The organism is Deltaproteobacteria bacterium, assembly GCA_011375175.1.
Lineage (GTDB): Bacteria > Desulfobacterota > GWC2-55-46 > GWC2-55-46 > DRME01 > DRME01.
In genome coordinates this window covers 1-6,799 of record DRME01000021.1, presented here as the reverse complement: position 1 = coordinate 6,799, position 6,799 = coordinate 1, and the positions used below count along the sequence as shown (strand labels likewise).

Genomic DNA, 6,799 nt, shown 5'->3' with positions numbered 1-6,799 from the left:
GGCGGCGGCCGGGCCCCCGGCGCCTGCGGCGCCTGAGGTCCGGCCGCCGTCCGCAGCCGCCGTTGCCGCCGTTGCCGCCAAGGAGGGCCGGGCCGTCGGCCCCGTGGCGGAGGCTCCCGTCGAGGCGCCGCCCGCGGCGGCGCCGGACGCCGCCGACCGGGCGGCGCCGACGGCCGCCGCGCCGCCGGCGCCGGCCCTCGACGTGTCGCTCATCGTCGTCGGCGCCAGGCAGTCGATGGCCATCGTCAACGGCGAGGTCGTGCGTGAAGGGGACCGCCTCGACGGCGGCATCGTGGTCACGAGGATAGAACGCGACGGCCTGCTCGTAGACGGCGTCAAGCCCCGATGGGTCGGCCTGGCCGGCTCCGGCGGGGGCACGCCTTGAGGGGAGGCGCAGAGAGGTAGGGATATGAGAGTGTGCAAGGACCCGGAGAGAGGGGGGACCCCGAGGGGAGCGCTCGCGCCGCGCCTCGTTCTCCTCTTTGCCGCAGCGGCGGTGGCTCTCGGAGGATGCGCCTACGGCGGCTCCGCCGTCGAAGGCGGCGCTCCCCTCGAGCCGAGGGGAGGCGGGCTGCCCGAGAGCGGGGACCGCTCCTTCGTCGAGAGATCGCGCTACAGCATCATAGAACAGGCCGGCGGCGACGAGGCGCCGCCACGGCGGGCGCAGGCCGCGCCGGCGCGGCCTGCGCCGGACTTCCTTCCGGCGGCCGAGGAGCTCACCCCCCTTGAGACCAGGCGTGTGAGCATCTCGGCCCGCAATACGCCTCTGCGCGACGTGCTCTACATCGTCGCCGAAGCGACGGGGCTCAACCTCGTCATGGAGCGGGGCGTGAGGCCCGATCTGCCCGTGACCGTGACCCTCGACGATGTGATGGCCGAGGAGGCGCTGGCCATAATCCTCGACTCGGCGGACTACTTCTACTCCGTCGGCAACAACGTCCTCTACGTCAAGGCCATGGAGACGAAGGTCTACGAGTTCGGACGCCCCTCGGTCTTCCAGGAGTACGACGTCAGCCTCGGCGGCGACATGCTCGGAGCGGCCAAGGGGACGACCGAGGGGATACGGGGAAAGGTGGCCATGAAGGTGGCCAGCGACAAGGAGGCCTACAAGTTCTGGGACTCGCTCGAGAAGACGCTATCCTCGCTCATCGGCGTCGGACCGGAGACGGAGGCGCCGTCCGGCGCTTCCGCCGCCCTGTCGCCCTCTCTCAGCATCAACAGGATGAGCGGCACAATCATCGTCACGGCCACGCGCAACGGTCACCGGCGGGTAGAGACCTATCTCGACAGGCTCAAGAGGATATTCAACCGCCAGGTCATGATAGAGGCCCGCATCATAGAGGTCCAGCTCTCCGACGGCCTCAAGTACGGCATAGACTGGTCTTTCCTGGCCGCCGAGGCCGGCGGCACACACAGCAACGAGGCGGGCATGACGCTCTTCACCGATGTCACCGGCTCGCTGCCGACCCTCAACTTCTCGCTCTCGGCCGGAGACTTCAACACCGTCATAAAGGCGCTGCGCCAGCAGGGCGAGGTGAACGTCCTCTCCAACCCGAGACTCAACATCCTCAACGGCCAGACGGCGCTGCTGAGCGTGGGCAGGAAGGTCGATTTCATCTCAAAGGTCCAGACCTACTCCACCGGTGTCTCCACCCAGTCGGTGCCGACCGTGACCTTCACCGTAGAGACGAGCAGCGTCCTCTCCGGTATCATCTTCGGCATAGTTCCTTACATAGACTCCGACACGGGCGAGATATCCATGACGATAACGCCCATCGTCTCGGACCTCGTCAAGTTCGACGACAAGAGGCTCGGACAGACGGGCTCCGACACGGTGGAGATATCGCTGCCCACCATAGACCTGCGGGAGATGAGCACGACCGTCAAGGTCCGCGACGGCGAGATGGTCGTCATAGGCGGGCTCATACAGGACAGCCGCAAGACCTTCGACAACAGGGTGCCCTACATCTCCGACATCCCGTGGATAGGCGATATCTTCAAGAGCCGCGACAAACGGGACGTGCGCACCGAACTGGTGCTCATGCTGAGGCCCACCATCGAGGAGAGGGGAGGGGTGAGCCTCTCCCAACGATAGAGAAGCCGCTCCGCCGATTTCTCCTTGTAATGGGGCCCCGCCGTTACTACTATATTATGGAAGCTCCGATTTATTGCACTGAGGGAACCTTTTTGTAAAAGGGTCACAGACCCACGGTTCCCTCAGACTCTCTCCAAAAACTTTTAACGCCCTGCGAATCATCCCGATTTTGCTGGCGAAATCGGGATGATTCGCAGGGAATTAAAAGTCTTTGAAGGGGGGCGGGGGAAACGTGGGCCTATGGCCCTTCTACAGAAAGTTCCCCAAGTGTCCTTGCGCCCGCCCGTGGCGTTTCGAATACGAGGAGGCCATGACCGCTCTCAGGATAGGTGAACTTCTTACCTCGAAAGGCTGTCTCACGAAGGAGCAGCTCGACGTGGCGCTCTCCCAGCAGGCCATAACGGGAGAGCTGCTGGGTGATACGCTCATAAAGCTCGGCTTCGTCTCCTCCAAGGAGATGGCGCGCATCCTCTCCGAGCAGAGCGGCATAGAGTTTCTCGACATCGAGCAGTTCGCCGTGAGCGAGGACGCCCTGAGGATGGTCTCGCACGACATGGCCGAGAGCATGGGGTTTCTGCCGCTCAGCATAGACGACGGCACGCTGAGTATCGGCGTCACCGACCCGACCAACATCAGGGCCATGGACATGGCGGCCAGGATAAGCGGCAAGCCGCCACGGGTCTTCATCATCGACGCCGAGGGCTTCAGGGAGGCCCTGGAGAGCGCCTACTACTTCCTCGAAAACCCCATAGGTCAGCGCATCTCGGAGACGGTGGGGCGGCTCCGCTCAAGCGACCAGGTGCCGGTGTCGGCCATCTCGGAGCTTGCCGAGCTACTCATCATAAACGGTATAAGGCGCAAGAGCACGGACATGCACATAAGCCCCTCGTCCGACGCCGTTCACGTCTTCTACAGGATCGACGGCGTGCTCCAGCACAGCTACTGCCTGCCCAAGGGGATACACAGCGGCATAGTATCGAGGCTCAAGATACTGTCGGAACTCGACATAGCCGAGCAGCGCCTCCCTCAGGACGGCTCCTTCACCTACAGGCTGCTGGACAGGCCCTACGAGATGCGCCTGTCCGTCGTGCCCACCATCTACGGCGAGAACGTGGTCATAAGGATACTGGGCGGCTCGACCTCGCTTCTCAGTGTGGCCGACCTCGGCTTCGACGCCGAGGACACGGCCAAGCTGCGCCGCATGTTCTCCAAGCCCCACGGCATGATACTGGTCGTCGGTCCCACGGGAAGCGGCAAGACGACGACGCTCTACGCTGCGCTGCGCGAGGTGAACCTCATCGCCAAGAACGTGCTCACCGTGGAGGACCCGGTGGAGTACAAGCTCAGCATGGTGAGACAGACCAAGATATCGGAGAAGGCGGGCTACGACTTCGCCCTCGCCGGCCGAAGCTTCATGCGCCAGGACCCGGACGTAATCCTTCTCGGCGAGATACGCGACGGCGAGACCGCTCGCATAGCGATAAGGGCCTCCATCACGGGCCACCTCGTCCTCTCCACGCTCCACACAAACGACGCCGTCACGACCGTGCCCCGACTCATAGACCTCGACGCCGACCGCTTCCTCCTCTCTTCCTCGCTCCTGGCCGTCATAGCCCAGCGGCTGGTGCGAACCATCTGTCCTTCGTGCAGGGAGGAGCTCGACCCCGGCGAGGAGGACGACAGGACCTTTGAGCTCCTCGACATGGAGCAGCGCCCGCAGAAGGTGTACCGCGGCAGGGGATGCCGGCATTGCTCGGGCCGGGGTTACCTGGGCCGGACCGCCATAGGAGAGATCATGATAGTGAGCGACAGCGTGCGCGAGCTCATCTACTCCGGCGCTTCGGTGGGCAGGATACATGAGACCGTGGTCGCCGAGGGGATGACGACTCTCAAGGAGAACGCCGTGAGGAAGGCCCTCGACGGCGTGACGACCTTCGAAGAGGTCTTGAGGGTGGCCGGCTGATGGCTACTTTCCGCTACAAGGCCGTCGACGCCGACGGCGTCGTCGTCAGGGGAAGCATAGAGGGCACCGATGAGGAGGCGGCCCTCAACAGCATCGTGGACTCGGGGCTCTACGTCATCTCGCTATATCGGCCCAACGAGTTGCTCAACGCCGTCGTAAAGCGCATCAGCGCCTACGGCGTCAGGCGCCGCGACGTCATCGAGCTGGCCAAGAGCCTCTCGGTCATGCTCCGGGCCGGCATACCCATCATAGCGGCCCTCGAGGACCTTGAGACCACGGCCGAGAACCGCTACATGGGCCAGACGGTGGGCAACATAAGGAGGCTCGTCGAGATGGGCTCGAGCTTCTCCGATGCGCTGGCCCAGTACAGGGAGATATTCCCGGACATATTCATAAGGCTTGCCAGGGTGGGCGAGGAGACGGGCAGCCTCGACAGGAGTCTCTACGACGTCTCCGTCCACCTCCAGCGCATGGAGGAACTCTACTCCTCGCTCAAGAGGGCGCTCATCTACCCGGTCTTCGCGCTCATCACCACCTTCGGCTCACTCATCTTCTGGCTCGCCTACGTGCTGCCCCAGGTGCTCCTCATCTTCGAGGGCATGCGTCTGGACCTGCCCCCCATAACGCGCACCCTGCTGGTGATGAGCGGGCTGACGCGCAGCTACTGGTTCGTCATCCCGATCCTGCCCTTTGTGCTCGTGCTCCTCTACAAGCTGCTGCGCATGAAGCCCGAGACGCGCTACTACACCGACGCACTGCTCATCCGCTTCCCGATCCTCAGGCAGATACTCTACAACAAGCTCCTCGCCCTCTTCTGCGAGCAGCAGAGGATACTGGCCGCCGCGGGCGTGCCCATAACGCGCTCCCTGGAGATAGTCTCGGAGGTCATAGGAAACGAGGTCTTCAGGCAGGCCATCTACGAGACCATGCGCGACATCTCGGTGGGCAGCCGCATCTCCGACGCCATGCGCAAGCACCGGGTCTTCCCCGTCATGGTGACGCGCATGGTCGACATAGGGGAGACGAGCGGCAGCCTCGATGAGCAGTACGCCTATCTCGCCGACCATTACATAGAGGTGCTCGACGACGTGTCGCAGAAGATAGGCAAGCTCGTCGAGCCTGTGGTCATAGTGGTGGTGGGAGTGATGTTCGGCGTTATCATAATGGGGCTGTTGCTGCCCGTATACGAACTCGTGACGACTGTGGGGTGAGGGATGGATCTGCTCGAATTCTACGGATTGAAAGAGGACCCCTTCAGGCTCACGCCGGACCCCATGTTCTTCTTCCCCTCGGCGGGACACAAGGAAGCGCTCATGTCAATGGAGTACCTGCTGACCCAGAAAGAGGGGTTCTGCCTGATAACCGGAGAGCCTGGCACGGGCAAGACCACGCTGATGAACGTCTTTGTCGAGAACTGGCGCGACAGGGCCGACATAGCGCTCATCGTGACGCCGAGGCTCGAGGCGGCCGAGTTTCTGCGGGCCGTGCTCGACGACCTCGGCGTGCCGCGGCGCGAGGGCGCCGGCAAGGCCGACCTTCTCAGGGACTTCAGGGACTTTCTCGTGTCGAGGAGGGAGTCGGGCAGGGCCGTGGCCGTCATAGTGGACGAGGCCCAGGACCTCCCGGACGACACCCTCGAGGAGCTGCGCCTTCTCACGAACCTGGAGACCGACAAGGAAAAGCTCCTCCAGGTCATCCTCATAGGCCAGCCCGAGCTCGAAGAGCGGCTCGCTTCCCACAGGCTCCGTCACCTGAACCAGCGCATAAGCGTGGCGGCGCGCCTTGCTCCGCTCTCGCGAAGCGAGATATCGGAGTACATAAACTACCGGCTCATAAAGGCAGGCAAGGGTTTTCTGCTGCTCGACGACAGCGCCGCCAGGGGGGTCTACAGCTATTCGCGGGGTGTGCCGCGGCTTGCGAACCTCCTGACCTCGCGCTCCATCATGTCGGCCTATCTCGAAGGGAGCAACGTGGTGTCGCCCCGTCACGTGCGCCTTGCGGCAAGCCACCTCAAGGGCCGGGAGAGCGGCGCGGCGTCCGCCGCCCCCTCGCCGGCGTCGAGACGCGGCTACGCCGCGGCCGCCGTGCTCGCCGTAGCTCTCGCCGCCGGTGTGGGCGCTGCGCTCTACGTCTACGGCGGCCCCGACGAGCCTCTCCCCCCCGTCGCTTCCGCGCCGGAAGCGGAGGCGACAGCGGCGACGGCGGCGGCTGAGGAGGCCCCCCCCGCCGGGGAAGCCCCCAAGTCCCCCGCGCATTCCCCCGCGGCGTCCCCTACTCTCGCCCCTGCCGGCGCCACAGGCACCGCGCCCGTCGCTTCCGTCACCCCCTCCACGCCCGCCGCCCCGGCGGACGGGCCTGCCACACTCTACGGCATCGTCAACGTGTCGTCGGCCAACATCCGCTCCGAGCCGAGTATCGACGGCGAACGCGTGGGCGTGGCCTTCCGCTCCCAGCGCCTCCCCCTCACGGGAGAGACGAGAGGAGAACGGGGCATCAGATGGTACAGGGTCCGCCTCTACGGCGATACGGAAGGATGGATATCGGGCAACGTGCTGACACTGGTCCAGGAACAAAAAAGTCCCTGACCTGGATTGCTCTGGGGGAAACTTTCTGTAGAAAGTTTCCCCCAGACCCCCTTCAAAGACTTTCAATACGAGTTGGTTTCCCCCTGTTTTGCCAGGCAAAACAGGGGGAAACCAACTCGCATTAAAAGTTTTTGGAGGGAGTCTGAGGGAACCTTT

The 6,799-nt window shown here is 64.1% G+C and carries 4 protein-coding genes; all 4 read left to right on the top strand.

The features are described from left to right. The first annotated feature begins 409 nt into the window (after positions 1 to 409). The 4 genes from mshL (at position 410) to ENJ37_01610 (ending at position 6,643) form a co-directional block, all read left to right on the top strand. Positions 410 to 2,095 (top strand): pilus (MSHA type) biogenesis protein MshL, encoded by a 1,686-nt coding sequence (gene mshL, locus ENJ37_01625; protein HHL39185.1) that lies wholly within the window; start codon positions 410 to 412, stop codon positions 2,093 to 2,095. Positions 2,096 to 2,405: 310 nt separating this feature from the next. Further along, positions 2,406 to 4,058, top strand: coding sequence for a type II/IV secretion system protein (locus ENJ37_01620; protein ID HHL39184.1), 1,653 nt, complete (start codon positions 2,406 to 2,408; stop codon positions 4,056 to 4,058). Next, the gene (locus ENJ37_01615) at positions 4,058 to 5,269 is read left to right on the top strand and encodes a type II secretion system F family protein (GenBank protein ID HHL39183.1); all 1,212 of its coding nucleotides are present in this window, start codon (positions 4,058 to 4,060) and stop codon (positions 5,267 to 5,269) included. The genes ENJ37_01620 and ENJ37_01615 overlap by 1 nt, the downstream gene beginning before the upstream one ends. A 3-nt stretch (positions 5,270 to 5,272) precedes the next feature. Then, the gene (locus ENJ37_01610) at positions 5,273 to 6,643 is read left to right on the top strand and encodes a DUF2075 domain-containing protein (GenBank protein HHL39182.1); all 1,371 of its coding nucleotides are present in this window, start codon (positions 5,273 to 5,275) and stop codon (positions 6,641 to 6,643) included. Positions 6,644 to 6,799 lie beyond the last annotated feature (156 nt).

Coding starts and splice junctions, on each gene's coding strand:
- ENJ37_01615 (HHL39183.1), top strand. CDS start 4,058: ATGGCTACTTTCCGCTACAAGGCCGTCGACGCCGACGGCGTCGTCGTC.
- ENJ37_01610 (HHL39182.1), top strand. CDS start 5,273: ATGGATCTGCTCGAATTCTACGGATTGAAAGAGGACCCCTTCAGGCTC.
- ENJ37_01620 (HHL39184.1), top strand. CDS start 2,406: ATGACCGCTCTCAGGATAGGTGAACTTCTTACCTCGAAAGGCTGTCTC.
- mshL (HHL39185.1), top strand. CDS start 410: ATGAGAGTGTGCAAGGACCCGGAGAGAGGGGGGACCCCGAGGGGAGCG.